Source organism: Bacillus sp. BC08 (assembly GCF_054326875.1).
Window position 1 is genome coordinate 324212 of the sequence record NZ_JBTGPA010000037.1, and the last position, 25223, is coordinate 349434.

The window sequence follows — 25223 nt, forward strand, 5'->3', positions numbered from 1 at the left end:
GGGACGTTTTTTATTTAGGTCTTACTTTGTTGTGGCTTCATAACTAGGGTGGTACCGCGATAATTTATCGTCCCTACGTATTTGCGTAGGGGCGTTTTTTATTTAGGTCCTAACTTTGTTGTATCTTCATAACTAGGGTGGTACCGCGATATTTTTGTCGTCCCTACGTATTTACGTAGGGGCGTTTTTTTATTAGTAGGGAGGAAGTGAACGTATTAGAAAAGAGTGTGGATAGAACAATATAAATACCGAATTGTAACAAAGAAAAAGAGATAGAGAGGAGATTAACAAATGAATTCACAGCAATGGACATCGAAATTAGGTTTCGTATTAGCTGCAGCAGGTTCAGCAATTGGTCTTGGAGCGATTTGGAAGTTCCCATACATGGCCGGAATTGGAGGGGGCGGCGCGTTCTTCCTTATTTTCATCGGTTTCACATTATTAATTGGTTTACCGCTATTATTAGCTGAATTCGTTATCGGAAGAAGTACACAAAAAGAGGCCGTTGATGCATATAGAGAAATCGCACCAAAAACATTATGGCCATGGTTAGGGAAATTAGGGATTGTAACATGTTTCATATTACTTTCTTTCTACAGTGTTGTAGGGGGCTGGATTTTATTATATTTATGGAATGCAATTACAGGTAGACTATGGGAAGGAAATGGGGCATACGAAGCTACGTTTGGTGAAATCATTTCCAATCCGTATCTAGCAGTTGGATCACAGCTATTATTCATCCTTATTACTATTTTCATCGTAAGTAAAGGTGTACAAAATGGTGTTGAAAAAGTAAATAAATATTTCATGCCAGCATTATTCGTTTTATTCTTTGTTTTAATCGTTCGTGCACTTACGTTAGATGGCGCTGGAGAAGGAGTTCGTTTCTTCTTACAACCTGATTTCTCACATGTAACATCAGAAATCATATTATATGCAATGGGACAATCGTTCTTCTCGTTATCTGTCGGGGTAGCCGTTATGGTAACGTATAGCTCTTACTTACCGAAAGAAGAAAGCTTACCACGTTCAGCATTTTCTATCGTAGCTTTAACGCTTGTGATTACATTACTTGCAGGGCTTGCAATTTTCCCAGTAGTGTTCGCATTTGGAATGGAACCATCTCAAGGACCGGGGCTCTTATTTATCGTACTGCCAGCTATTTTTAGTAAAATGGCATTCGGAAAATTATTCTTCATCGTTTTCTTATTACTATTCTTCTTTGCTACTATTACATCAGCAATTTCGATGTTAGAAATTAGCGTTGCATCTTTAACTGCAAAAGGTAAAGGGAAACGTGAAAAAATGGCTTTAATCGTAGGGTTACTAATCTTCGTTGTTGGAGTACCATCAGCATTATCATTTGGTATATTAAGTGATCTGAAGATTTTTGGAAAGACAGTCTTTGATTTAGCGGATTATGCAGTTAGTAACGTACTAATGCCACTTGGTGTTTTATTAGTTTCTATCTTCGTTCCTTTAAAAATGAAGAAAGATGTATTAATGAAAGAGCTTGGTGTAAGTAAAAATAAAGGCTATAAATTATTCGTATTATGGTTATTCTTACTTCGCTTTATCGCACCAATTGCGATTATTATCGTATTCTTAAATGTACTTGGCATTATTTAAAAAGAAAGGTAGCGTATCATTGTATGATACGCTACCTTTTTATTTTGCTCTTTTTTGCAGTGCGTTTACTGTTACGAACTGATAGCCCTTCTTAGATAAAGAGTCTAAAATACCTTCAATGGTTTGTAAATTTTCATTAGATTCATCATACATAGAGTGCAGTAAAATGATAGAACCTGGTTTTACATTTTTATTAACATATTCAATTTTATCAGCGGCAGACTTATAAAAGGTATCAGGTTCAAGGTCCCATGTGATTGTTTCGATATTGTTTTTATTTAAATAATAGGGCAGCCCAATTAGCTTTTTTCCGTTAGGTGGTCTAAAATCGATTGCGCCTGTAAATCCTGTTTGGCGGATTAATGAATTCGTTTTTTCTATTTCTTCTTTAATAAAAGAAGGTGTTTTAAAAACCATTCTGTTATGAGAATATGTATGGTTTCCAACTTGGTGTCCAGATTGTACGATAGCTTCTCCTAACGATAGGTTTTTTTCTAATTCATTTCCGATTAAAAAGAAAGTAGCTTTTGCATTGTATGTCTCTAGTAGCGGTAATATTTGTTTTACATTGTTCGTAGGGCCATCATCAAAAGTTAAAGCAATCACTTTTTCATTTGTTTCTACTCGGTTTGTTAAATCTCCAAATAATTGAAAACTTCTTGCGTTCATTAATTTGTATGTTCCAAATAATGCTACGGTAATAATGAATAATGTAACGATTGTAATGATTATTTTCTTTTTCATAAAGCAACCTCACTATACTTTTGGATTGGACTAAAAAGTATTATATCAAATTAAGTAATTTCATGCTTTAAAAAGGATGTGGATGCAAGGGGAAGGAATTTATCATATAATAAAATGCAAAAGGTATATTAGGAGGTGTTTATATGGCGATTATAATTCAATTGCCAGACACTGCAGCGTCTCATGCAAAGCCAAGTATGGAAATGGCGATACTTTGCGTGAGGTAGACAAGTAATATACAATCGCCTAAATGAGCTCGTATCATTTTTTATATTTGGCTTTGCACCTTATTGAAATGAATCATAAAAAATAAGGGGCGAGCAGAAATGAAATACGTTAAAGCTGCGACAGTTTTACCAGAAAGTTTAATTGTTGAAATTCAAAAGTATATACAAGGTGAAACAATTTATATTCCAAAACAAGAAACGAAACATTATAAATGGGGTACACGATCTGGAGGAAGAAAACAACTAGATGAACGAAATAAAGCGATTAAAGACGCGTTTAAAAGTGGGATTTCCGTTCATCAACTTGCAGAGGAGTATTTTCTATCCGGAGAAACGATTAAAAAGATAGTGTATTCTAAATGAAGATAAAAGAGTCTAGTTCAAATATTATTTTGAACTAGACTCTTTTTGCTTTGTATTTATTGGATATATTGCGTATGAGTGGGAAAGATAATAGAAAAATATGCCGTTTTTTTACTAAATAGAATATAGAACATTTGAGTGAAAAGCAGAAAGGTGAACATATATGAATCATATTGGACAAATAACGATAGAGCTTTTAGTTGGCTTTTTTGTTCTATTAATTGCTACAAAAATACTAGGAAAAACACAAATATCTCAGCTAACCCCCTTTGATTTTATTTCTGCTATCGTCCTTGGTGAGCTCGTTGGAAATTCAATATATGATCCTAAAATTAAAGTGTGGTCTATTTTATATTCAGTATTTGTTTGGGTAATTTTAATTTATTCAATAGAAGTGATAACACAAAAAATAAGAGGAACAAGAAGGTTTTTTGAAGGATATCCTTCAATTATTATTCGTAATGGAAAGATTGACCGAGAACAATTAAGTTCAAATCATTTGGATATTAATCAATTACAACAAATGCTTAGGCAACAAAAAGATATTTTTTCAATTCGAGAAGTTGAATATATGATATTGGAACCTAACGGAAACATAAGTGTACTGAAAAAGAGCAAATATGAATCTCCTACTATAAATGATTTAAGTTTAAAACATAAGCCTGTATACTTACCAATTTCATTAATTAGTGATGGAAAAGTAGTGAAAGATAATTTGAGGGAGGCTGGTTTTGATGAAGGATGGCTGTATAAGCAAATAAAGCAAAGAGGGATTACTAAATTTGAGGATGTATTATATGCTGAATGGAAAACAGACGATGGCTTCTTTTGTCAGGAAATGAAGCGATAGAACATAATCGATGTATGTAATATTCGTTTCTAAGTTATCTTTTACATATCAAAAAGCTGAATCATTGTATACAATAAGACTAGATTAACAATTTGTATGGAGTGATAAAGATGGAAGCTTTTATTAGAAGTGATCAATACAATTTTATAAAATCACAAGCTTATATTTTAGCAAATGGGCATGCAACGGCAAATGATAGAGGTGTCATTCAAGCGTTAAAATCACTTGCGATTGAAAAGATAATACATGTATTTGAGAATTTAACGGATGAACAGAAAGAGTTAATTGATACGGTATTAACAGTTCAAAATAGAGAAGATGCAGAATCGTTTTTAATGAAAATAAATCCGTATGTCATTCCGTTTCAGGAAGTTACAGCGCAAACATTAAAAAAATTATTTCCTAAAGCGAAAAAGTTAAAGCTGCCTGATATGGAAGAACTGGATATGAAAGAATTATCTTATTTAAGCTGGATTGATAAAGGGTCAAGCAGGAAATTTATTATAGCGAAAAATGATAAAAATAAGTTTGTTGGTCTGCAAGGTACGTTCCAAAGTTTAAATAAAAAAAGCATTTGTTCATTATGTCATGGGCATGAAGAAGTAGGAATGTTTTTAGTTGAAATTAAAGGTGATGTACAAGGAACTTTCGTTAAAAAGGGAAACTATATTTGCAAAGATGGTGTAGCTTGTAATCAGAATATGAAATCACTTGATAAATTGAACGATTTTATTGAACGATTGAAGAAATAAAGAAGGAACCTCTAGTATTTAAACTGGAGGTTTTTATTTTTGAAAGAATTAATAATAGGCTTCTTTTGTAGCTGTAAATTTATAAAAAAAGTCGGGTCATTTATAATGAAATTAGATAAAAATATCTAATTGGATACAGTTACTCATATGCAAGGAGGTAAAACATGAATTACATTTCACCGAAAGAAGAGATGTTAAAAGCGAAACGGTGGCCTAAAGATACGATAGCAGCGGGGCGTGGTCATACAGTTGCTCTGAAATTAGATGGCACGGTAGTAGCAGTAGGACGAAATAAAGAAGGAGAATGCAATGTAAGTGGCTGGTATGACATAGAAGCTGTTGCAGCGGGCAATGTTCATATGGCGACGAACACCGGTAATGCTCATACAGTTGCTCTGAAATGTGATCATACTGTGGAAGCAGTGGGATGGAATAAGCATGATCAGTGTAATGTGAAAGACTGGAATAATATTGTATCGGTTGCGGCAGGGTGGCGTCGTACTATTGGTCTTAAACCGGATGGCATGGTAATAGCGGTGGGGCGAAATAAAGAAGGAGAATGTAATATAAGCAGCTGGAGAGATATTGTGGCGGCTGCGCTGGGTGACTGGCATACAGTTGGTCTTAAATTGGATGGAACGGTGACGGCAGTGGGGAATAATCGATATGGCCAATGCAATGTAAGCGAATGGAGTGGTATTGTGGCGTTGGCGGCCGGTTATCTTCATACTGTTGGTTTGAAATCGGATGGCAAAGTGATGGCAGTGGGTAATAATAAACATGGTCAATGTGATGTAAGCAGCTGGAAAGATATTGTGGCAATAGCGGCAGGGAGTAAGCATACCATTGCTCTTAAATCAGATGGTACTGTAGCGGCTGTAGGGTGGAATGAGTATGATCAATGTAATGTAAGCGATTGGAACGATATTGTAGCGATAGCGGCGGGGTGTGCACATACAGTCGGCCTAAAATCAGACGGCACGGTGGTAGCAGTAGGTGATAATACATACGGTCAATGCGACGTAAGTAGCTGGCGTAATATCCGATTGCCTGGCAAATAGTTAATTTACAATAAATCACTAGTAATATTATTATATTTTAGGAGTAATTATGGAATAGGATATGTAGATAAGAATCCCTTTTAAAAAGAGGTTCTTATTTTTTCGTAAAATGAGTGTCTAAATGGAATTTTATAAATCTACAGTAGACGATATAATTTATAAAAAAACATAGGAGAGGTGAAGAATTGTTTAAAAAGCTTCTATTTTCTTTACCAGATATTTTACTTGTGTGTATTGTTTTCTACATAACATATACAAAAACTTTTAGTTTTGGACAGACGTTAGTAATTTCAATTGCAATCGGAATCATTGGTGGTCTTGTTATAAAAATTTGTAAGGATGTATTCACGTATATAAGGTGGACAATTAAACAGAGGAAACCTTGAACATATTGATAGCTATGAGGAGGAGAAGAAATGAGTAAGAAAAAGAATAGAGTGAAAAATGAAATCATACTTTGGACATTAACAGCGGTTGTTCTTATCATTGCATGGTACTTTTTTCAAAGATAAAAACGCATCATACTTAAAAAGTATGATGCGTTTTTATTATTTTTTTTGCCAATTTTCTTTTATAAAGTCTTCACGCCCAGATTCCTTTTGCTCAGTAGCATATTTCTCTGGGTTCTTTTTATAGAAATGTTGATGGTATTCTTCAGCCTCATAAAAAGGCGCAGCCGGGCGAATTTCAGTTACGATTGGGTCTTTAAACATACCGCTTTCTGCAAGAGCTTGTTTTGATTTTTCAGCAAGCTCTTTTTGCGTTTCATTATGATAAAAAATAGCAGTGCGATAAGATGGACCACGGTCAAAGAATTGTCCGCCATCATCAGTTGGATCGATTTGTGGCCAATATAAATCTAGTAATTTTGCATATGGAAAAATAGAAGGGTCGAATGTGATTTGTACAACTTCTAAATGACCAGATGTACCGGCTTTTACTTGTTCATATGTTGGGTTTTCTACATGACCACCTGCATAGCCAGAAAGTACTTTATGAATACCAGGTAGTTCATCAAATGGTTTTACCATGCACCAAAAGCAACCGCCTGCGAAGGTTGCGAGTTCGTATGTTTTTTCGGACATTGCTGTAATCCTCCTAAATATATATGTTTTATATAGTATTATACAAAAAGTTTTATTGCGCAATAAAAAAGATTCGAAAATATATGTATTATTAAAAATATTTTCTGAAAATATATTGACAATGAAAAGAACAACGTCCTATAATACGTTTAACAAATAAAAGTTAATTAAGAATTTTCTAACTTTATATGTTACATATGCAAAGAAGAGGAAAGTAGATGGTTATGATCGTTTCAGAGAGCTGCTCCTAGGCTGTGAGAGTAGTAACAATCGAATCATTGAAGATCACCTCAGAGCATCGCTTGCGAAAGGGAAACTGAGTAGAGGGCGACGGCATCGTCTCCGGTAAAAAGACGGGGGTCTAATTGGACCTACAAAGCTTATATTTCGCGAGAAGTATAAGGAAGCTGAGTGGTACCGCGGAACTCTCGCCTCAGCAATCAAAGCTACTAAATTGTAGTAGTTGATTGCTGAGGCGAGAGTTTTTATTTTAAAAAATAGAATAAGAGAATGCGTAGAAGAGGAGAGTAAATGATAAAAATTGTTTCAGAGAGCTGCCCAAAAGCTGTGAGGGTAGTAACAATTTCATCATTGAAAATCACCTCGGAGTACTACTTTTGAAAACTAGTAAAAAGTAGCGGAGTTGTTTCCGATAGAAAAACAAAAGTCTAATTGGACTTGCAGAGCTTATATTTCGTGAGAAGTGTAAGGAAGCTGAGTGGTACCACGATTCCCTCGTCTCAGCAATGGATTGCTACAAGTATGTATGTAATCGATTGTTGAGACGAGTATATTTTTAAGGTTTATATACTGAATATTCTGTTAAAAATGCTCATCTCAGCAATCGATATAAAAATAGGTTGCAAAAATAGAGAGAAAAAAAGAGGAGCGATGTGAGATGGGAAACCAGTACATTTATATGAATGGGGAATTTGTAGAAAAAGAAAAGGCAGTTGTTTCAGTATATGATCACGGTTTTTTATATGGAGACGGTGTATTTGAAGGGATTCGTAGTTACGGTGGAAATGTATTTTGTTTAAAAGAACATGTAAAACGATTATATGAATCGGCAAAATCTATTTTACTTACAATCCCGCTGACGGTTGAAGAAATGGAAGAAGCAGTTTTACAAACATTGCAAAAAAATGAGTATGCTGATGCTTACATTCGGTTAATTGTTTCAAGAGGAAAAGGTGACTTAGGGCTCGATCCGAGAAGTTGTGTGAAACCGAGCGTTATTATCATTGCAGAACAATTAAAGTTATTCCCACAGGAATTTTACGATAATGGATTAAGCGTTGTATCTGTTGCATCAAGACGTAATACGCCAGATGCATTAGACCCACGTATTAAGTCAATGAACTACTTAAATAACGTACTTGTAAAAATTGAAGCGGCACAAGCTGGAGTGCTAGAAGCACTTATGTTAAATCAACAAGGATATGTTTGTGAAGGATCTGGAGATAATGTTTTCGTTGTGAAAGATGGAAAGGTGTTAACACCTCCTTCTTATTTAGGAGCGCTAGAAGGTATTACGAGAAATAGTGTGATTGAGTTATGTGAGCGACTTAATATTCAGTGTGAGGAAAGACCGTTTACTCGCCATGACGTATATGTAGCAGATGAAGTATTTTTAACGGGAACGGCAGCAGAATTAATTCCAGTTGTAAAAGTTGATTCAAGAGAAATTGGAGATGGGAAACCAGGAAGTGTAACGAAACAATTGACAGAGGAATTTAAAAAGTTAACGAGAGAAAGAGGAGTACGTGTTCCAGGATTAGCGGAAAGCTTACTGTAGGTAGGGAGAGGAGTTAATTGAAATGGAGCAACAGTATACAACACGTGAGAAATTGCATTGTGAAGAAGTGACAGGAGCTGGACACGTTATTCAATGCTTGAAGAATTTAGGTGTAACCACCGTTTTCGGTTATCCAGGCGGAGCGATTTTGCCAGTGTATGATGCGTTATACGGAAGTGGTTTGAAGCACGTTTTAACTCGTCATGAACAAGCTGCCATTCATGCGGCAGAAGGATATGCGAGAGCTTCTGGAAAGGTCGGGGTAGTCTTTGCTACCTCTGGCCCAGGGGCGACAAATTTAGTTACAGGCTTAGCAGATGCTTATATGGATTCGATTCCTTTAGTTGTCATTACAGGGCAAGTTGCAACACCTCTCATCGGAAAAGACGGATTTCAAGAAGCGGATGTTGTCGGGATTACAGTACCTGTAACGAAGCATAATTATCAAGTTCGTGATGTGAATCATTTATCACGTATTGTACAAGAAGCTTTTTACATCGCCGAAAGCGGTCGACCAGGACCAGTATTAATTGATATTCCAAAAGATGTTCAAAATGAAAAGGTAACAAATTTTTATAATGAAGTAATTGAGATTCCAGGATACAAAATAGAGCCTATGCCAGACAGTATAAAGCTTAGAGAGGTGGCTAAAGAAATTTCAAAAGCTACACGCCCACTTCTTTATATTGGAGGAGGTGTCATTCATTCGGGTGGATCTGATGAACTCATCAAATTTGCGAGGGAGAACCGTATTCCTGTCGTTTCCACCTTAATGGGACTTGGTGCATATCCGCCAGGAGATTCATTATTTTTAGGAATGCTCGGCATGCATGGAACGTACGCTGCAAATATGGCAGTAACAGAATGTGATTTACTACTTGCTTTAGGTGTTCGCTTCGATGATCGTGTAACAGGAAAATTAGAACTCTTTTCTCCGCATTCAAAAAAGGTACATATTGATATAGATCCTTCGGAGTTTCATAAAAATGTAACTGTGGAATATCCGATTGTTGGAGATGTGAAAAAAGTGTTACACATTCTGTTACGTATGCCGATTGATACACGGACAGATGAATGGCTTACGAAAATCGAGGGATGGAAAGAAGAATACCCACTATCCTATAACCAAAAAGAAAAGGAGTTAAAACCACAGCATGTGATTAGTCTAGTAAGTGAAGTAACGAATGGTGAAGCGATTGTTACGACAGAAGTAGGGCAGCATCAAATGTGGGCTGCGCATTTTTATAAAGCGAAAAATCCACGGACTTTTCTCACATCTGGCGGACTAGGAACGATGGGGTTTGGTTTCCCGGCGGCAATTGGTGCTCAGCTTGCAAAAGAAGAAGAACTCGTCATTTGTATTGCGGGCGATGCTTCTTTTCAAATGAACATTCAAGAACTACAAACAATTGCTGAAAATAATATTCCTGTAAAAGTATTTATTATAAATAACAAATTTTTAGGAATGGTAAGGCAATGGCAAGAAATGTTTTATGAAAATCGTTTGTCAGAATCAAAAATCGGCTCGCCAGATTTTGTGAAAGTGGCAGAAGCTTATGGAGTGAAGGGATTAAGAGCGACGAATTCAACCGAGGCGAAACAAGTGATGTTAGAAGCAATTGCTCATGAAGGTCCTGTCGTAGTTGATTTTTGTGTAGAAGAAGGTGAAAACGTATTTCCGATGGTTCCGCCAAACAAAGGGAATAACGAAATGATTATGAAGAGGTGGGAAGAATGAGTCATACTTTTTCACTCGTTATTCATAACGAGCCAAGCGTCTTATTACGTATAAGTGGAATTTTTGCTCGGCGTGGTTATTATATTTCTTCTTTACATTTAAACGAAAGAGATACTAGTGGCGTTTCTGAAATGAAACTCACAGCAATTTGTACTGAAAATGAAGCGACATTACTTGTTGGTCAGTTGAAAAAATTAATTGATGTACTGCAAGTAAATAAATTATAAGGAGTGTATGGAATATGAAAACGTATTATGAGAAAGATGCAAATTTAGAGTTATTACAAGGGAAAACAGTTGCGGTAATTGGTTATGGATCTCAAGGTCATGCACAGGCACAAAATTTACGTGATTCTGGTGTGGAAGTTGTAGTCGGTGTTCGACCTGGTAAGTCTTTTGAAGTAGCAAAAGCAGATGGGTTTGAAGTAATGTCTGTTTCAGAAGCGGTTCGAACCGCGCAAGTTGTACAAATGTTATTGCCAGATGAACAGCAAGCACATGTGTATAAAGCAGAAGTAGAAGAAAATCTCTGTGAAGGGCAAATGTTACTTTTCTCACATGGATTTAATATTCACTTCGGACAAATTAATCCGCCAAGTTACGTAGATGTAGCGATGGTCGCACCAAAAAGCCCAGGACATCTCGTTCGCCGTGTATTCCAAGAAGGAAATGGTGTTCCAGCATTAGTCGCAGTAAATCAAGATGCTACGGGCACGGCATTACGTGTAGCGCTTGCGTATGCAAAAGGTGTAGGTTGTACACGTGCAGGTGTAATTGAAACGACATTCCAAGAAGAAACGGAGACAGATTTATTCGGAGAGCAAGCAGTGCTTTGTGGCGGGGTAACTGCACTTGTGAAAGCTGGTTTTGAAACATTAACAGAAGGCGGATATCGTCCTGAAATTGCATACTTTGAATGTTTACATGAATTAAAGTTAATTGTTGATTTAATGTACGAAGGTGGTTTAACGAACATGCGCCATTCTATTTCAGATACGGCAGAGTTCGGAGATTATGTAACAGGATCGAGAATTGTTACAGATGAAACGAAGAAAGAAATGAAACGAGTACTTACAGAAATTCAGCAAGGTGAATTCGCGAAGAAATGGATTTTAGAAAACCAAGCTGGGCGTCCAACATATAATGCGATGAAAAAAGCAGAGCAAAATCATCAGTTAGAAAAAGTAGGGGCAGAGCTTCGTGAAATGATGAGCTGGATTCATGCACCGAAAGAATTAGTAAAGAAATAGAGTAAGTGATTGTAAGTGAAAAATACGTAAGAGGGGATTTGACAAGATGAGAAGTGACATGATTAAAAAAGGTTTTGATAAAGCGCCGCACCGTAGTTTATTAAAAGCAACTGGTTTGAAAGATGAAGATTTTGATAAACCGTTTATAGCTATCTGTAATTCTTTTATTGAAATTATTCCAGGTCATAAGCACTTAAATGAGTTTGGGAAACTTGTTAAAGAAGCAGTGCGTGCAGCAGGTATGGTTCCATTTGAATTTAATACAATTGGAGTAGATGACGGTATTGCGATGGGGCATATCGGTATGCGTTATTCGCTTCCGAGTCGTGAAATCATTGCAGATTCAGTAGAAACGGTTGTAAATGCACATTGGTTTGATGGCATGATTTGTATTCCAAACTGTGACAAAATCACACCTGGTATGATGATGGCTGCACTTCGTATTAACATTCCAACTGTATTTGTTTCAGGTGGCCCGATGGCGGCTGGAAAAACGTCAAAAGGAGACGTTGTTGATTTAAGTTCTGTTTTCGAAGGAGTAGGAGCTTATCAATCTGGTAAAATTTCAGAAGAAGAATTAAAGGATATTGAAGATCATGGCTGTCCGTCTTGTGGCTCTTGTTCCGGTATGTTTACAGCGAACTCTATGAATTGTTTATGTGAAGTGTTAGGTTTAGCTCTTCCGGGTAACGGAAGTATTTTAGCCATTGATCCAAGACGCGAAGAATTAATTAAACAAGCAGCAGAGAAATTAAAGATTTTAATTGAAAAAGATATTAAGCCAAGAGATATCGTAACGGAAGAAGCAATTGATGATGCGTTCGCGCTTGATATGGCGATGGGCGGTTCAACAAATACAGTGTTGCACACATTGGCGCTGGCGCAAGAGGCTGGATTAGATTACGATATGAACCGTATTGATGCTGTTTCAAGACGTGTACCACATTTATGTAAAGTAAGCCCTGCTTCCAATTGGCATATGGAAGATATTGATCGAGCAGGCGGGATTAGTGCAATTTTGAAAGAGATGAGTCGAAAAGAAGGGGTACTTCATTTAGACCGTATTACTGCTACTGGGCAAACATTAAGAGAAAATATTGCTCATGCAGAGATTAAAGATAAGGAAGTTATTCATTCTCTCGAAAACCCCCATAGTGAAGAAGGGGGATTACGTATATTAAAAGGAAACCTTGCGAAAGATGGGGCAGTTATTAAAAGCGGAGCGACCGAAGTAAAACGGTTTGAAGGACCTTGCGTTATTTTTAATTCACAAGATGAGGCGCTTGCGGGCATTATGCTTGGGAAAGTGAAGAAAGGCGATGTAGTTGTTATTCGCTATGAAGGACCAAGAGGCGGCCCTGGTATGCCGGAGATGTTAGCACCAACGTCAGCGATTGCTGGTATGGGATTAGGTGCAGATGTTGCGTTATTAACGGATGGACGTTTCTCTGGTGCTTCACGTGGTATTTCAGTAGGGCATATTTCACCAGAAGCAGCTGCGGGCGGAACGATTGCACTTCTGGAACAAGGAGATATCGTTTGTATCGATGTTGAGGAGAGATTGTTAGAAGTAAGAGTGAGTGATGAAGAATTAGATCAGCGTAAAAAAGAATGGAAACGACCAGAACCGAAAGTGAAAACTGGCTGGCTTGGGCGTTATGCACAAATGGTAACATCGGCGAATACAGGTGCAGTCCTAAAAATCCCGAATTTCGATTGAGCCAATTTAAAAGAGATAAGGATGATATGAAATGGTGCAGAAGCTAAAGGAGAGAGTGAAAATTGAAGATATCTTAATGGCTCATAATTGCATGAAAGATATCGTTATTAAAACACCGTTACAACGTGATACAGTTTTATCTGAGAAATATGATTGTGAAGTTTATGTAAAAAGAGAAGACTTACAATTGATTCGCTCTTTCAAAATTCGTGGTGCGTACAATTTAATTCAAAGTTTATCGGAAGAACAATTACAAAACGGCGTTGTTTGTGCAAGTGCTGGCAATCATGCACAAGGAGTTGCTTATACGTGTAATTTATTGAAGATTCCGTCAAAAATATTTATGCCGACAACGACACCTAAACAAAAAGTATCGCAAGTACAGTTTTTTGGTGGCGATTTTGCGGGAATTGTATTAGTTGGTGATACATTTGATAGTTCGTTCCAAGAGGCACAGCGCTATTGTGAGGAAAATAGAATGACGTTCGTTCATCCGTTTGATGATCCGTATGTTATTGCTGGTCAAGGAACAGTGGCAGTTGAAATTATGCATGATATGGAGAAACCAGTGGATTATATCTTTACAGCAATCGGTGGCGGTGGGTTAGCATCAGGTGTTGGTACATATGTGAAAGGTGTTAGTCCTGCTACAAAGATTATTGGTGTAGAGCCGATGGGAGCTGCATCTATGAAAGAGGCTTTTCTTCAAAATGAAAATGTCGCATTGGAGAAAATAGATAGTTTTGTTGACGGGGCAGCTGTTAAAAAGGTAGGAAAGTTAACATTTGAAACTTGTAAAGATGTAATTGATGACATTGTTTTAGTACCAGAGGGAAAGGTTTGTACGACGATTTTAGAACTGTATAAGAAAAATGCAATTGTAGCTGAACCGGCGGGTGCGCTATCCATTGCAGCGCTTGATTTATATAGAGATGAAATAAAAGGTAAAACAGTTGTATGTACGCTAAGTGGTGGAAATAACGATATTGATAGAATGCAAGAAATGAAAGAACGTTCGCTCATTTACGAAGGCTTAAAGCATTATTTTATCATTGAATTTCCGCAACGTTCCGGTGCACTAAGAGAATTTCTCGATAAAGGATTAGGGCCAGAAGATGATATTACGCGCTTTGAATACATTAAGAAACATAATAAAGAAAATGGTCCAGCATTAGTCGGCGTAGAATTAAAACATAAAGAGGATTATGAGCAATTAATTACTCGTTTTAAAGAAAATAATATTCAATTTATGGAGCTTAATAAAAATCCTGTTTTGTTTGATTTACTTATTTAATAGAAGGAAAGAGGAAACATACAGTTGTACCTGAAATAAAAAAGATAGATGCAAACAGCGGAAATGCTGCTTGTATCTATCTTTTTATAATCAGACTATATACTTTCCATATTCAAGAAGGATAAAGCTAGTTAACCAAAAGAGTATCGCAATGCGAATAATTACATACATAGTAAATTCAAAGGTAGTAAGTTTTCGCTCGCGTTTTATTTTTTTTAGAAATCTAACAGAGAAAAATGAACATAAAAGTAGAACGGCTATAGATATTTTATAAATATTCTCTAACAAACTTATATTTTCTAATAAGTCTTTCAGCATGTTCATCACCTATTCTGTAAAGTATGTTACAGAGAAATAGATCTTGCGTTGTCTAGTTCCGTTTGTTTTTTATGTTCCCTGTATCATCAATTTCTACGTCAGTTGAAATCGTTTGTAAATATTGTAAAGCTTTTTTCTTTTCTTCCTCATTTACAGGAGAAACTTGGTTGTTGCGAATGATGTAAGGATTGAATGACATTTGGACATCCTTTCCTTTAAAAGTTAAAGTTAATACGCCAGTTTCGGCGCTTTTCCCGCTCACATAACTTGGGAATAAAAAGTTTCCTAATGAGTAAGCGATAGGAACTTTATTATAATACTCAAATCCTTGAAGCCAATGTGGGTGACTTCCGACAATCGCGTCAGCTCCTGCTTCAACCATTTTAGGAACATATTGTTTTTGGTATTCTACCGGACGATTTGATTTTTCAACGCCCCAATGCATATAGACGATTAAATAGTCTGCATCTTGCTTTTGCTCTTTAATTGTTTTTGTTACGAGATTTAAATCATATCCGTTCGCAACACCAGGTTTATTGTCACCAGCTATCCAATTCGTATCAGGCATAAATCGAACGAAGGAAAGAAATTTGAACTTTTTCCCTTTTACGGTCATTTCTCGTGCAGTATATGCATCCTTTTCATTTTTTCCGGCTCCAATGTAAGGGAACTTTAATTTTTCTACGTGAGAAATCGTGTCTAATAATCCATCTTGCCCATAATCAAGTGTATGGTTATTCCCGATATTTACGATGTCATACCCAGTGTTTTTTATCGCTTGAAGAGTGGATGGATCACTTTTAATCCAAAACAGTTGTCCAGGAGCTTTCTTTTCTCTCATTGTAAATGCTGACTCTAAATTAACGAAAGAAATATCAGCTTTTGTTATTTCTTCTTTTACATGCTGGAATGGATAATCAGCCCCGTTTTTTTCGATTACAGGACGTAATTGCCAATCGAACATTGTATCACCAGAGAAGGTGAGTGTGATTTCCGGGTTTTCTATTTTCTTTTCATTTGTTGAAGCGGTTTTACTAGATTTGTTTTGCAAATCGGGTTTGTCTTTCGCTTTTGAAGTAAAAGAGTAGTTAACTAATAAAACAATTGGTGTAATGCAAAAGGCTATTAACAGAAATCGTTTTAGTAAAGTTTTCATAAATACCGTCCCTTTTGAGTTTATACCGCAATTTGAGGGCAATAAAACTCACGTTAATTAAAGTTTCACATTATGTATAACTACAAAAAATTGCGGTTTATGTTGTGAAAAACATTTGTTAATATTCTCAATATTAAGTTAACATATAGATAACCTGTAAATCAATGAATAAACCAAAATATAGAAATAAAGAATTCGAAGGGTGAAGAATGAGAAATGGTTATATTAGGAGCAGTTGTAAATGGTATTTGTATTATATTTGGTACTTTACTAGGTAAATTATTTAGTAGAATTCCAGAAAGCATGAAGGGAACAATTATGCATGCAATCGGTTTAGCGGTTACTGTGCTTGGACTTCAAATGGCATTGAAAAGTGAAAATTTTCTTGTTGTCATACTAAGTTTAGTAATTGGTACCGTCATCGGGGAATGGCTACAATTAGAGGGAAAGTTAAAACAGTTAGGAGATTGGCTAGAAAATAAAGTTGGATCGAAAGGGAAAGGGAGCATATCAGAAGGTTTTGTAACAGCTACTTTAATTTTTGCCATTGGTGCGATGGGTATACTTGGTGCACTCGACAGCGGGATTCGCGGAAATCATGATATTTTATTTACAAAGGCGATTATCGATGGATTTATTTCTATTATATTAACGACAACTTTAGGAATTGGCGTAGTATTTTCGGCGATTCCAGTTATTTTATACGAAGGAGGTATTGCGGTTTTTGCAACACAAATTAATAGTTTGGTCCCGAAAGCATTAATGAATCAATTTATAGTGGAAATGACAGCAACAGGTGGTATTATGATAGCCGCTATTGGATTGAACTTACTTGGTATTATTAAAATTAAAGTGGCAAATTTACTGCCAGGTATATTGGTAGTTGGAGTAATTGTTTCACTTATTTACGGTTACGGTTTAATAGTAAAGTAGTAGGGGATCAAGGTACATATGGAGGTACATATGGAGGAATTTCAATTTACAAAACGTGTTCATAACATATTGCAGATTGCAGTAGAAGAGGCGAAAAATAATATTATTCAACCAGTTCACTTGTTTGTTGGCACCTGTAAAGAAGGCACTGGAGTTTGCAGCGAGTTGTATATGTATTTGTTTCGTAACTTTGGTACGGATTTTTTAGAAAAACTTTCGATACGAAAACAATACGATTTACCAGATCAAGAGTATAAAAAAATAGGACAATATAAGGTATCTTATAAGGTGCTAGAAATTTTACAAATAGCGAAGAAACGTATGGAACGTTTTCAACAAGTAATAATGAATGAAGGACATGTTATATATGCACTATTTCGCGCGGATACGTTTATTGAAAATCTACAAATACAAAAAGATATATTACGTATTCTAGCTGAGCCAAGAGATTTAGCGGTTGATCTAAAATGTTTTGTTCCAACTTATAATGATTTAGCTTGTACTGTTAGAAAGGCTAACGCTTCTGATTTTGAACAATTAGCAAGTTTTGTTAATGAGGAATTTGGTGAACGTTGGTTACGTTCACTAGAATATGGATTTCGTACATATATAGACAATTTACCTATTTATATAGCAGAACAAGAAGAAGTGATAGTAGGTTTTGCTTGTTATGATGTAGTGAGAGGGAAGAAAGGATTGTTTGGTCCAATGGGCACAGCAAAGCAAAATCGTGTGAAAGGTGTAGGGAAGCAATTGTTACATCGTTGTTTACATAGTATGAAGCAAGATGGATATGAATACGCAATTATTGGACAAGCAGGTCCGATTGAGTTTTATGAGAGAAATTGTAATGCGCGTTTAATACCGTTAGAGAATAAGTAACCAACTCCATATAGGGGAGTTGGTTTTTTTATGGAAATAATGTAGAGATGTAGTGATTTTTAATAGAAAATAGCGGGTTATGTAGTAAATCTTACAAGTAAAGCAAATTACTAAACTTTTTACAAGAAAGGGTGTAGAATGGGTATCTAAAGAAAGAAGGTGTGAAAATGGCCAGCTGGAAACGAAATTTGATGATTTGTTGGCTAGGTTGTTTTACCACTGCAGCCGGTATGAGTTTAGTAATTCCTTTTTTATCTTTTTATATTGAAGAATTAGGAGTAACTGGCACTTCAAGTATTGCACAGTGGTCGGGACTTGCATTTGGTATAACATTTTTAATGGGTGCGATCGTATCACCAATATGGGGAAAACTTGGTGATATACATGGACGGAAATTGATGCTGATTCGTGCGAGCCTAGGTATGGCTATTATAATGACGCTTATGGGATTTGTAACGGATGTGTATCAACTAGTCGCACTAAGATTTTTAATGGGAGCAGTATCTGGTTTTCTTTCAACGGCGATGACATTTATTGCGGCAGAAACTCCGACAGAACATTCAGGATGGGCAATTTCCACAATTTCAACTGGTGGCGTGAGCGGTTCTTTACTTGGTCCATTACTTGGAGGATATTTGTCTGAGTTAATTGGAATGCGCCATGTTTTTCTTGTTACAGGAGCTTTTTTATTCCTTTCTTTTCTCATCGTTTTTTTCTTCCTACATGAAGAGAATCACTCCGCTCAAGCAAAAAAAGTACAAACGAAAAAAGTATGGACGATGGTTCCAGCAAAGCATTTAATTATTAGTTTATTTGTAACGACATTTATTATTCAACTTGCTAATATGTCTGTTCAGCCAATTGTTACATTGTACGTGAAAAATTTAGTAGGTCCTCATACTGCACATATTGAAACAATAGCGGGTGCCGTTATGTCAGCGACAGGGTTAGCAGTTATTTTGGCAGCACCAAGACTAGGAAGATTATCAGATCAAATCGGTCCTCAAAAAACGTTAGTTGTAGCGTTGTTTGCTGCAGGAATTATTTTTATCCCGCAAGCATTTGTAACCTCAGCTTGGCAACTATTAATTCTTCGATTTTTATTAGGTATCGCACAAGCAGGATTATTACCTTCCGTACAAACTCTACTAAAACAACATACACCAACCCATGTAACGGGACGAATATTTGGATATAATCAATCGTTTCAGTTTTTAGGAAATATGATTGGACCAGTACTTGGTGGACAAATTGCAGCACATGCGGGCTTCCAATATGTTTTCTTCTCTACATCATCACTATTATTTATTGCGTGCATTTGGGTTTATTTTCATAATAAGAACGAAGAGATATCAGAGAAACGACATTTGGAAGTTAGTTAACTAAGTGAATGAAAAAAAGGATGAAGCAACGATTGCTTCATCCTTTTCTTTAAAATTGAAGACAAAGATAACTTAATGTACCAAGCTCGTAACTGCGATGAATGACTTCACCGTTATTTTCACCACTACCCATAGCGATAAATAAAGGAACGAAATGCTCTGCTCTTGGTACTGCTAATTGTGCATGAGGGGCCTTGTTCTCCCAATTAAATAATGCATCTTTATCAGTAGTCTGCATATGTTTAATAATCCAATCATCAAATTCAATTGCCCATTGTTCGGGTGTCGTTTGATTCCATTTCAAAGCTCGTAAGTTATGAACGGTAACACCGCTCTCGATTATTAAAATATCTTCTTGTCCAAGTCCTTTAAGTGCTTCTCCAATTTTAAATTGCTCTTTTGCAGGAAGGAATGGATTAACTGATATTTGGACGACAGGAATATTTGCTTCTGGATACATGCGATGCAGAAGTGTCCATGAGCCATGATCTAAACCTCTCGTCATATTATGATGGACTGGAATACCTTTATTTTTAAATTTTGTTGCTAACATAGATGCAATGTTAGAAGAGCCTTTCGCACGATATTTGATTTCGTATAACTCAGGAGGAAAACCTCCAAAATCATAAATTGTTTCATATTCGTTATCTGAAGAAGAAATCGTTAATACTTCGCTTTCCCAGTGAGCGGTGAAAATAACAATTGCTTTCGGTTTGTATGTTTCTCCAAGGGTTTTTAAAAAACTTGTATATTCTGTATCTTGAATAGCGAGCATTGGTGATCCGTGTGCTAAAAATAATGATGGCATCATATTAGAAACCTCCCAAACAATATTATAATTACTTTATGTAAGTAACTATATAATTTTATTTTATGTTCGTCAATATATAAGTTTTAGAGCTAATTGGAAAAGTGAGTCATTTGTCATAATGAAGGCAATTGCATATAATACATAATAAGAATAATGAATGGATATTCACTTTTTGATATACATAATAGAGTTGGGGGCTGACGAAATGAACGTACAGGAAAGTTTCGTTACGGCATTGGATGGATCGGAAATTTATTTACGTAAGTGGTTACCAGAAGGAGATCCGCGAGGGGTTATTCAAATTGCACATGGTATGACAGAACATGCAGGTGTTTATACAGATTTTATTGCTGCGTTATTAGAAGCAGGGTATGGTGTTTATGCACATGATCATAAAGGTCATGGGAAAACAGTGAAAAGAGAAGAAGATTATGGTCATTTTGAACCAAATGTAGGTTGGAGTAAGGCTGTATCTGATGTTATTTTTGTATCAGAAACGATAAGAAAAGAGCAGACATGCCCGTTATTTTTACTTGGACATAGTATGGGTTCTTTTTTATCAAGACGTGCTGTGCAACTGAAAGGTGAATTATATGATGGATTCCTTATTTCAGGAACTGGTGGAAATCCAGGGATTTTAGGAAGTATCGGTCATAAAGTAGCGACAATTGAGATGAAATTACGCGGGGAAAAAACGAAAAGTCCAATGTTAAATTTTTTATCTTTCGGAAACTTCAATTCACACTTTAAACCAAATCGTACAAAATTTGATTGGTTATCTTCAGATAACAGTCAAGTAGATAAATATATTGCGGATCCATTATGTGGATTCATTTGTACAACGAGTTTTTATCGAGAATTATTTTCTGGTGTATTAGAAGTAAATAAACTAGAAGAGTTCAAAAAAACACCGAAAAACCTTCCAATACATATTTTTTCAGGAGATCGTGATCCTGTTGGGGATATGGGGAAAGGTGTAAAAGAAGTATATGAAAACTATAAAAAATGTGGAGTGAAAGATGTAACGCTGCGTTTATATGAAAATGGCAGACATGAAATGTTCCATGAAGTAAATCGAGATGAAGTATTTCAAGATTTGATTTCTTGGTTAGATAAGCATATTGTATGAGAAGAAACCTCACTTTTTTGAAGTGAGGTTTCTTTAAGGAGATGGAGGAGTAGCTATGAGTGAATTTGTAAATAAAGAATATGTAGAAATAGATTTTCAAGATGTCTTGATTAAAGAAGAGGAATTGAAGAATAGTACATTCATAAAATGCCGTTTTAGAGGGGTAGATGCATCGGAAGTATCTACTGAAAATTGTAATTTCATAGAATGTGATTTTACCGGTTCTCTTTTTAACGCTTCTATCCATAAAGGAACTACATTTGCGAATTGTAAGTTTGTTGGTGCGAATTTATTCGTATCGAAGTTTGAAGAATGTAAAATGACTGGATCTGATTTTGAAGAAGCGAATTTAGACGGAATAACTATCATATCGGGTGATTGGTCATATACGAATTTAAGGTTTGCGAACTTAAGTAAACAAATGTTAAAGGGTATACGTTTCATGGAAGCGGACCTATATGAATGTAATTTAGAAAAGGCAGATTTACGTGAAGCGGATTTAACCGGTGCACAATTAGGTAAGGCGAAACTTAGCGGTGCAAATTTAAAAGGGGCGATAGTTGATAGAATTGATTTTACAAGTTTTGATTTGAAAAATGTAAAATTAGATATAGCACAGGCAGTTGCAGTAGCAAGATGTTATGGGGCTAAGGTGAACTAAATAGTTTGAAAAACCGTTCAAAATGCTGAACGGTTTTTCAAATCATAACAGTAGTATAATAGTAAATGAGGTGTTCATACTATGGAAGATAAAACGTTAGGTATACTACTAGATGTAGTTGGGGAATTATTTTCAGATGAAATATCAATTGCCGTTTCGAATACGAAAGAATATATTTATTATCGGCCAAGTAAACGAATTGATTTAAAGATTAGCGCTGGTGATCCTATAAAGGAAGGGACGATTGCTCATAAAGCAATGGTAACGAAGCAAAAAGCCTCTGAGTTTATTAACCGGGATGTTTTCGGTATTCCATATCATGGAATGGCCGTACCGTTTTCAAATAATGGGAAGATTGAAGGGTGCGTGACGGCAATTTATCCGGCTTTAACGGATGGAAAGTCAGTCGTTACTTTAAAAACAACAGACGGATGGGTTCCGGTTCCTTTCTCAAAGGTAATGTATTTAGAAGCTAAAGATAAAAAGACGTATGTAAATTCAGAAGAGTTAACAGGAACACATAAGTACTCGCTACAAGAATTTGAATACTTGCTGCCGAAAGATTCCTTTATTAGATGTCACCGTTCTTTTATTGTAAATATTAATCATATTAAAGCGATTTACCCTGATACGCATTCTACTTTTTTACTTTCTATGGATAACGGAGAGAGGGTACCAGTGAGTCAATCATACGCTAGTTATTTTCGTAAGCTTCTAGGATTCTAAAATTTTCTGCTTTAGAACCTAGATCCGCTGTTTTATCTGAATTTTCGGCATTGTGTAAGAAAACCCCTATTTTGATGGTGTTAATGTGTAAAATAATTATGAATATTCATTAAGAGAGGGATTACATATGGAGAATAATTTAGATAGAATTAGGGATCAACGATTAAAAGATCGCGTAGTTACACCCGAAGAAGCAGCTTCATGGATTGAAAGTGGAATGACTTTAGGGTTAAGTGGATTTACACGTGCTGGGGATGTAAAAGCAGTCCCGTTTGCACTTGTAAATCGAGTTAAAAATGATAAATCTTTTAAAGTAAATGTTTATACGGGAGCTTCCTTAGGTTCGGATGTAGATAAATTATTTGCTGAGGCAGGAATTTTAGGGAAAAGATTGCCTTTCCAAGCCGATGCGACTATGCGAAAAGGAATTAATAACGGAGACCTTTTATTTGTGGATCAGCACTTATCTCATACAGCAGAGTTACTTCGTGCTGACGTTATGGGTATAGATGTCGCTATTTTGGAAGCGGTTGCGATTACTGAAGATGGAATGATTATTCCAACCACTTCAATTGGAAATTCCTTAGCATTTTCCTTAAATGCTAAGTCCATTATTATTGAAATGAATATGGCTCAATCTACGCAACTAGAGGGGCTACATGATTTATATGAACCAGGTAAACAAGGGGAAAGACTTCCGATTCCGCTCGTAAAAACGGATGATAGAATTGGAACAATTGGTATCCCAATTGATGCTGAAAAAGTGAAGGGGATTGTGTTTACGAATCAACTGGATTCACCATCGACAATTGTTCCTCCAGATGAAGAAACTGTCATTATGGCACAACATTTAATAGAATTCCTTCGAGAAGAAGTTAAAGTAGGCCGATTAACAAAGAGTTTAGCACCGTTACAATCGGGAATTGGTTCAGTTGCCAATGCAGTATTGCACGGCATGCTAGATTCGGAGTTTGAAGATTTAGAAGTGTATTCTGAAGTTTTACAAGATGCGGTCTTTGATCTAATGGACGCTGGGAAAGTTAATTTTGCTTCTTGCTGCTCGATCACGCTTTCTGAAGAGAAAATGCAACAAGTATTTTCTAACTTTGAAAAATATCGTAACAAATTAATGATGCGCCCGCAAGAGATTTCTAATCATCCTGAAATCATTCGTCGCCTTGGATTAATCTCGATTAATACTGCTTTAGAATTAGATATATACGGAAATGTTAACTCTACTCACGTTTTAGGTACAAAGATGATGAATGGTATTGGTGGTTCTGGTGATTTTGCGAGAAATGCACGTCTAGCTATATTTGTTACTAAATCGATTGCAAAAGGTGGTAACATTTCAAGTATCGTTCCTTTCGTTTCGCATGTAGACCATACGGAACACGATGTAGATGTTATCGTCACTGAACAAGGATATGCGGACTTAAGAGGACTAGCGCCAAGAGAAAGAGTGGAGCTAATTATTGAGAATTGCGCACATCCAATGTATCGTGACCAGCTAAAAGCTTATTTCGAAGAAGCACAAGCAAGAGGTGGACAAACTCCTCATGTTTTAGAAAAAGCTTTTTCTTGGCATACGAATTATGCTAAAAATGGAACAATGCTTGAAGAGGTAGTAGAAACTGTATAGAAGTGTAAAAATGATTCTTAAAATACTATGCCATAAAGGTTAAAAGAAAAAGAACGCCAATTTTCAGGAATGGCGTTCTTTTTCTTTTTTGAAATTTTTACCTATTATGAAGAATTATAAAAGTAACCTCTTATTTACGGAAATAAGAGGTTTTTTAAATTAATTTTCGAATCATTTTAATAGTTTATATATCAAAGGTGAGGAGAAAGAATCATGAAGATAAGAAAAGCATTATTAAGTGAAGCAAATGAATTAAGTGAACTCGCACTACATTCAAAAGCAACGTGGAACTATAGTGAAGCATTCATACTTGCTTGTAAGGAAGATTTAACAATTACAGAAGAGTACATAAATAATAATTTTGTATATGTTTTAGAAAACGATAATACGAAGATTGGATTTTTCTCATTTTTACGTAATGATAAAGCTCTTGATTTCCTGTACATTCATCCTCGTTACAAAGGGAAAGGATACGGGAAAATACTTTGGGGGTATGTAATACAACAAGCAAATGAATTAGGAATAAAAAGTTTTACGATTGATAGTGATCCGAATGCAAAAGGCTTTTACTTGAAGATGGGAGCGAAGTTAATAGGAGAGACACCATCAACGGTTTTTGAGGATCGTTTACTGCCTCTTTTGAAATATGATGTGTAAAACAATTAATAGTAGGAGAAGATTAGAATGGATGATGTAAAGATAAAAAGGATATATGAAGCACTAATAAAATCATGGTCGATTGAAACAAGTTCAAAGTGGACTATTGAGAATCCGGCAAAGGGACAGTGTGGTGTAACTGCTTTAGTCGTTCAAGATATATACGGAGGAAAAATCAAAAAGACAAAAGTAGGGGAGGTGTGGCATTTTTATAACTGTATAGCTGGACAGAGGTTTGATTTTACAGAAACTCAGTTCAATGAAAGGTTGAATTATTTGGATGTGGAATCAAATCGAGAAGAAGCATTTGCAGATACAAATGAAAAACAATATAGCATTTTGAAGGAAAAGATAATGAAAGAATTGAAATTATCTTTTGACTCTTAATCTTTAATAAGTTACTATAATGGTGGTAA

The 25223-nt window shown here is 35.9% G+C and carries 26 protein-coding genes and 2 other annotated features; of the genes, 21 read left to right on the forward strand and 5 right to left on the reverse strand.

Going from position 1 to position 25223, the window contains the following annotated elements; genetic code table 11:
* Nucleotides 1-291 precede the first annotated feature (291 nt).
* A complete protein-coding gene (locus ACXVYO_RS25310; RefSeq protein ID WP_087968130.1) occupies nt 292-1629 on the forward strand; it encodes a sodium-dependent transporter in 1338 nt (445 codons plus the stop codon).
* Between the two features lie 39 nt (nt 1630-1668).
* Here ACXVYO_RS25310 and ACXVYO_RS25315 read toward each other — a convergent pair whose 3' ends face one another.
* The gene (locus ACXVYO_RS25315) at nt 1669-2373 is read right to left on the reverse strand and encodes a polysaccharide deacetylase family protein (protein ID WP_458468880.1); all 705 of its coding nucleotides are present in this window, start codon (nt 2371-2373) and stop codon (nt 1669-1671) included.
* 326 nt (nt 2374-2699) lie between these two features.
* Between ACXVYO_RS25315 and ACXVYO_RS25320 the strand changes: the two genes are divergently transcribed.
* The 5 genes from ACXVYO_RS25320 to ACXVYO_RS25340 all read left to right on the forward strand — a co-directional run bounded on the left by ACXVYO_RS25320 (nt 2700) and on the right by ACXVYO_RS25340 (nt 6012).
* Nucleotides 2700-2963: a CD3324 family protein gene (locus tag ACXVYO_RS25320; RefSeq protein ID WP_458468882.1), complete on the forward strand. Its 264-nt coding sequence runs from the start codon at nt 2700-2702 to the stop codon at nt 2961-2963.
* Between the two features lie 163 nt (nt 2964-3126).
* A complete protein-coding gene (locus ACXVYO_RS25325; RefSeq protein ID WP_458468883.1) occupies nt 3127-3813 on the forward strand; it encodes a DUF421 domain-containing protein in 687 nt (228 codons plus the stop codon).
* A gap of 110 nt (nt 3814-3923) precedes the next feature.
* Nucleotides 3924-4565, forward strand: coding sequence for a FusB/FusC family EF-G-binding protein (locus ACXVYO_RS25330; RefSeq protein WP_000387068.1), 642 nt, complete (start codon nt 3924-3926; stop codon nt 4563-4565).
* 164 nt (nt 4566-4729) lie between these two features.
* A complete protein-coding gene (locus ACXVYO_RS25335; RefSeq protein ID WP_458468885.1) occupies nt 4730-5626 on the forward strand; it encodes an RCC1 domain-containing protein in 897 nt (298 codons plus the stop codon).
* A gap of 185 nt (nt 5627-5811) precedes the next feature.
* Nucleotides 5812-6012, forward strand: a complete 201-nt coding sequence (locus tag ACXVYO_RS25340; protein WP_458468887.1) for a hypothetical protein — start codon at nt 5812-5814, stop codon at nt 6010-6012.
* 162 nt (nt 6013-6174) lie between these two features.
* Here ACXVYO_RS25340 and msrA read toward each other — a convergent pair whose 3' ends face one another.
* Nucleotides 6175-6711 (reverse strand): peptide-methionine (S)-S-oxide reductase MsrA, encoded by a 537-nt coding sequence (gene msrA / locus ACXVYO_RS25345; RefSeq protein ID WP_458468889.1) that lies wholly within the window; start codon nt 6709-6711, stop codon nt 6175-6177.
* A 193-nt stretch (nt 6712-6904) separates the two neighbouring features.
* Nucleotides 6905-7150: a binding site (T-box leader), on the forward strand.
* Nucleotides 7151-7217: 67 nt separating this feature from the next.
* Nucleotides 7218-7457 (forward strand) — a binding site (T-box leader).
* Between the two features lie 152 nt (nt 7458-7609).
* Between msrA and ilvE the strand changes: the two genes are divergently transcribed.
* Genes ilvE through ilvA form a run of 6 tightly spaced genes read left to right on the forward strand, consistent with a single transcriptional unit; the run spans nt 7610 to nt 14510 of the window.
* A complete protein-coding gene (ilvE, locus tag ACXVYO_RS25350) occupies nt 7610-8509 on the forward strand; it encodes a branched-chain-amino-acid transaminase (protein ID WP_458468891.1) in 900 nt (299 codons plus the stop codon).
* A gap of 22 nt (nt 8510-8531) precedes the next feature.
* Nucleotides 8532-10247 (forward strand): acetolactate synthase large subunit, encoded by a 1716-nt coding sequence (ilvB, locus tag ACXVYO_RS25355; protein WP_458468893.1) that lies wholly within the window; start codon nt 8532-8534, stop codon nt 10245-10247.
* Nucleotides 10244-10474, forward strand: coding sequence for an ACT domain-containing protein (locus ACXVYO_RS25360; protein ID WP_458468895.1), 231 nt, complete (start codon nt 10244-10246; stop codon nt 10472-10474). The genes ilvB and ACXVYO_RS25360 overlap by 4 nt, the downstream gene beginning before the upstream one ends.
* 14 nt (nt 10475-10488) lie before the next feature.
* A complete protein-coding gene (gene ilvC, locus ACXVYO_RS25365; protein WP_458468897.1) occupies nt 10489-11496 on the forward strand; it encodes a ketol-acid reductoisomerase in 1008 nt (335 codons plus the stop codon).
* A gap of 46 nt (nt 11497-11542) precedes the next feature.
* A complete protein-coding gene (ilvD, locus tag ACXVYO_RS25370) occupies nt 11543-13216 on the forward strand; it encodes a dihydroxy-acid dehydratase (RefSeq protein ID WP_458468898.1) in 1674 nt (557 codons plus the stop codon).
* Nucleotides 13217-13247: 31 nt separating this feature from the next.
* Nucleotides 13248-14510, forward strand: a complete 1263-nt coding sequence (gene ilvA / locus ACXVYO_RS25375) for a threonine ammonia-lyase IlvA (RefSeq protein WP_458468900.1) — start codon at nt 13248-13250, stop codon at nt 14508-14510.
* A 90-nt stretch (nt 14511-14600) separates the two neighbouring features.
* Here ilvA and ACXVYO_RS25380 read toward each other — a convergent pair whose 3' ends face one another.
* Entirely contained in the window at nt 14601-14828 is a 228-nt protein-coding gene (locus tag ACXVYO_RS25380; RefSeq protein WP_458468902.1) for a hypothetical protein, read from the reverse strand.
* A gap of 52 nt (nt 14829-14880) precedes the next feature.
* Nucleotides 14881-15984: a CapA family protein gene (locus ACXVYO_RS25385; RefSeq protein WP_458468904.1), complete on the reverse strand. Its 1104-nt coding sequence runs from the start codon at nt 15982-15984 to the stop codon at nt 14881-14883.
* Between the two features lie 216 nt (nt 15985-16200).
* Between ACXVYO_RS25385 and ACXVYO_RS25390 the strand changes: the two genes are divergently transcribed.
* The 3 genes from ACXVYO_RS25390 to ACXVYO_RS25400 all read left to right on the forward strand — a co-directional run bounded on the left by ACXVYO_RS25390 (nt 16201) and on the right by ACXVYO_RS25400 (nt 19181).
* On the forward strand, nt 16201-16917 hold the full coding sequence (locus ACXVYO_RS25390; RefSeq protein ID WP_458468905.1) for a DUF554 domain-containing protein: 717 nt from the start codon (nt 16201-16203) through the stop codon (nt 16915-16917).
* A 30-nt stretch (nt 16918-16947) separates the two neighbouring features.
* Nucleotides 16948-17799, forward strand: coding sequence for a GNAT family N-acetyltransferase (locus ACXVYO_RS25395; RefSeq protein ID WP_458468907.1), 852 nt, complete (start codon nt 16948-16950; stop codon nt 17797-17799).
* Nucleotides 17800-17966: 167 nt separating this feature from the next.
* The gene (locus tag ACXVYO_RS25400; RefSeq protein ID WP_458468909.1) at nt 17967-19181 is read left to right on the forward strand and encodes a multidrug efflux MFS transporter; all 1215 of its coding nucleotides are present in this window, start codon (nt 17967-17969) and stop codon (nt 19179-19181) included.
* 49 nt (nt 19182-19230) lie between these two features.
* Here the strand turns inward: ACXVYO_RS25400 and ACXVYO_RS25405 are convergent, their stop codons facing one another.
* The gene (locus tag ACXVYO_RS25405) at nt 19231-19992 is read right to left on the reverse strand and encodes a DODA-type extradiol aromatic ring-opening family dioxygenase (RefSeq protein WP_458468910.1); all 762 of its coding nucleotides are present in this window, start codon (nt 19990-19992) and stop codon (nt 19231-19233) included.
* 205 nt (nt 19993-20197) lie between these two features.
* Here ACXVYO_RS25405 and ACXVYO_RS25410 point away from each other — a divergent pair, with 205 nt between their 5' ends.
* The 6 genes from ACXVYO_RS25410 (at nt 20198) to ACXVYO_RS25435 (ending at nt 25194) form a co-directional block, all read left to right on the forward strand.
* Nucleotides 20198-21121, forward strand: a complete 924-nt coding sequence (locus tag ACXVYO_RS25410) for an alpha/beta hydrolase (RefSeq protein WP_458468912.1) — start codon at nt 20198-20200, stop codon at nt 21119-21121.
* A gap of 55 nt (nt 21122-21176) precedes the next feature.
* Nucleotides 21177-21782, forward strand: coding sequence for a pentapeptide repeat-containing protein (locus ACXVYO_RS25415; protein WP_458468914.1), 606 nt, complete (start codon nt 21177-21179; stop codon nt 21780-21782).
* A gap of 81 nt (nt 21783-21863) precedes the next feature.
* Nucleotides 21864-22508 carry a LytTR family DNA-binding domain-containing protein gene (locus ACXVYO_RS25420; RefSeq protein WP_458468916.1) on the forward strand — a complete coding sequence of 215 codons (645 nt, stop codon included), beginning with the start codon at nt 21864-21866 and terminating at the stop codon, nt 22506-22508.
* Between the two features lie 127 nt (nt 22509-22635).
* Nucleotides 22636-24150 carry an acetyl-CoA hydrolase/transferase family protein gene (locus ACXVYO_RS25425; RefSeq protein WP_458468917.1) on the forward strand — a complete coding sequence of 505 codons (1515 nt, stop codon included), beginning with the start codon at nt 22636-22638 and terminating at the stop codon, nt 24148-24150.
* A 213-nt stretch (nt 24151-24363) separates the two neighbouring features.
* Entirely contained in the window at nt 24364-24807 is a 444-nt protein-coding gene (locus ACXVYO_RS25430; protein ID WP_458468918.1) for a GNAT family N-acetyltransferase, read from the forward strand.
* Nucleotides 24808-24834: 27 nt separating this feature from the next.
* Nucleotides 24835-25194 (forward strand): YunG family protein, encoded by a 360-nt coding sequence (locus tag ACXVYO_RS25435; protein WP_144610958.1) that lies wholly within the window; start codon nt 24835-24837, stop codon nt 25192-25194.
* The last annotated feature ends 29 nt before the right edge of the window (nt 25195-25223 follow it).

Excerpts from the sequence above, each read along its gene's own strand:
- ACXVYO_RS25310 (WP_087968130.1), top strand. The coding sequence starts at position 292 with ATGAATTCACAGCAATGGACATCGAAATTAGGTTTCGTATTAGCTGCA.
- ACXVYO_RS25315 (WP_458468880.1), bottom strand. The coding sequence starts at position 2,373 with ATGAAAAAGAAAATAATCATTACAATCGTTACATTATTCATTATTACC.
- ACXVYO_RS25320 (WP_458468882.1), top strand. The coding sequence starts at position 2,700 with ATGAAATACGTTAAAGCTGCGACAGTTTTACCAGAAAGTTTAATTGTT.
- ACXVYO_RS25325 (WP_458468883.1), top strand. The coding sequence starts at position 3,127 with ATGAATCATATTGGACAAATAACGATAGAGCTTTTAGTTGGCTTTTTT.
- ACXVYO_RS25330 (WP_000387068.1), top strand. The coding sequence starts at position 3,924 with ATGGAAGCTTTTATTAGAAGTGATCAATACAATTTTATAAAATCACAA.
- ACXVYO_RS25335 (WP_458468885.1), top strand. The coding sequence starts at position 4,730 with ATGAATTACATTTCACCGAAAGAAGAGATGTTAAAAGCGAAACGGTGG.
- msrA (WP_458468889.1), bottom strand. The coding sequence starts at position 6,711 with ATGTCCGAAAAAACATACGAACTCGCAACCTTCGCAGGCGGTTGCTTT.
- ilvE (WP_458468891.1), top strand. The coding sequence starts at position 7,610 with ATGGGAAACCAGTACATTTATATGAATGGGGAATTTGTAGAAAAAGAA.
- ilvB (WP_458468893.1), top strand. The coding sequence starts at position 8,532 with ATGGAGCAACAGTATACAACACGTGAGAAATTGCATTGTGAAGAAGTG.
- ACXVYO_RS25360 (WP_458468895.1), top strand. The coding sequence starts at position 10,244 with ATGAGTCATACTTTTTCACTCGTTATTCATAACGAGCCAAGCGTCTTA.
- ilvC (WP_458468897.1), top strand. The coding sequence starts at position 10,489 with ATGAAAACGTATTATGAGAAAGATGCAAATTTAGAGTTATTACAAGGG.
- ilvD (WP_458468898.1), top strand. The coding sequence starts at position 11,543 with ATGAGAAGTGACATGATTAAAAAAGGTTTTGATAAAGCGCCGCACCGT.
- ilvA (WP_458468900.1), top strand. The coding sequence starts at position 13,248 with ATGGTGCAGAAGCTAAAGGAGAGAGTGAAAATTGAAGATATCTTAATG.
- ACXVYO_RS25380 (WP_458468902.1), bottom strand. The coding sequence starts at position 14,828 with ATGCTGAAAGACTTATTAGAAAATATAAGTTTGTTAGAGAATATTTAT.
- ACXVYO_RS25385 (WP_458468904.1), bottom strand. The coding sequence starts at position 15,984 with ATGAAAACTTTACTAAAACGATTTCTGTTAATAGCCTTTTGCATTACA.
- ACXVYO_RS25390 (WP_458468905.1), top strand. The coding sequence starts at position 16,201 with ATGGTTATATTAGGAGCAGTTGTAAATGGTATTTGTATTATATTTGGT.
- ACXVYO_RS25395 (WP_458468907.1), top strand. The coding sequence starts at position 16,948 with ATGGAGGAATTTCAATTTACAAAACGTGTTCATAACATATTGCAGATT.
- ACXVYO_RS25400 (WP_458468909.1), top strand. The coding sequence starts at position 17,967 with ATGGCCAGCTGGAAACGAAATTTGATGATTTGTTGGCTAGGTTGTTTT.
- ACXVYO_RS25405 (WP_458468910.1), bottom strand. The coding sequence starts at position 19,992 with ATGATGCCATCATTATTTTTAGCACACGGATCACCAATGCTCGCTATT.
- ACXVYO_RS25410 (WP_458468912.1), top strand. The coding sequence starts at position 20,198 with ATGAACGTACAGGAAAGTTTCGTTACGGCATTGGATGGATCGGAAATT.
- ACXVYO_RS25415 (WP_458468914.1), top strand. The coding sequence starts at position 21,177 with ATGAGTGAATTTGTAAATAAAGAATATGTAGAAATAGATTTTCAAGAT.
- ACXVYO_RS25420 (WP_458468916.1), top strand. The coding sequence starts at position 21,864 with ATGGAAGATAAAACGTTAGGTATACTACTAGATGTAGTTGGGGAATTA.
- ACXVYO_RS25425 (WP_458468917.1), top strand. The coding sequence starts at position 22,636 with ATGGAGAATAATTTAGATAGAATTAGGGATCAACGATTAAAAGATCGC.
- ACXVYO_RS25430 (WP_458468918.1), top strand. The coding sequence starts at position 24,364 with ATGAAGATAAGAAAAGCATTATTAAGTGAAGCAAATGAATTAAGTGAA.
- ACXVYO_RS25435 (WP_144610958.1), top strand. The coding sequence starts at position 24,835 with ATGGATGATGTAAAGATAAAAAGGATATATGAAGCACTAATAAAATCA.